This is a genomic window from Phormidium sp. CCY1219, assembly GCF_035615515.1.
Lineage (GTDB): Bacteria > Cyanobacteriota > Cyanobacteriia > Cyanobacteriales > Laspinemataceae > CCY1219.
This window is the reverse complement of the sequence record NZ_JAJENT010000933.1, coordinates 1-284: the sequence shown is the minus strand read 5'-3', so window position 1 is coordinate 284 and position 284 is coordinate 1. Positions and strand designations below refer to the sequence as shown.

The 284-nt window shown below is 46.1% G+C and carries 1 protein-coding gene; it reads right to left on the bottom strand.

Annotated features, from left to right (window positions below; translation table 11 throughout):
* Positions 1–284: hypothetical protein (locus LKK83_RS32515; RefSeq protein ID WP_324635229.1), on the bottom strand; the 284-nt coding region annotated here is incomplete at both ends.

The following is a 284-nucleotide window of genomic DNA, read 5'->3' as shown; positions in this document are numbered from 1 at the left end:
TTCAGTGTGAGACTTCCGTTCTCCGGGAGAGCGGTAATTTTGATTTTCTCCAGTTCGTCTCCCTCGCTATCGGCAAACGCCTGAGTGAAATCACTGGCCAAAAACGAAATATCACCATTTTGATTGCCGGATTTATTAAAAGCACTGACTTCCGGTGCAGCATTAATCGCCGCCACGGATACATTCACTTTCGCATCGGTGGAAGCGTAACTGCTGCCATCAAACCCATTCCAGCCAAAATTAATCTCCCCAGTAAAGTTTTCCCCTGGCGTAAAGACTAATTT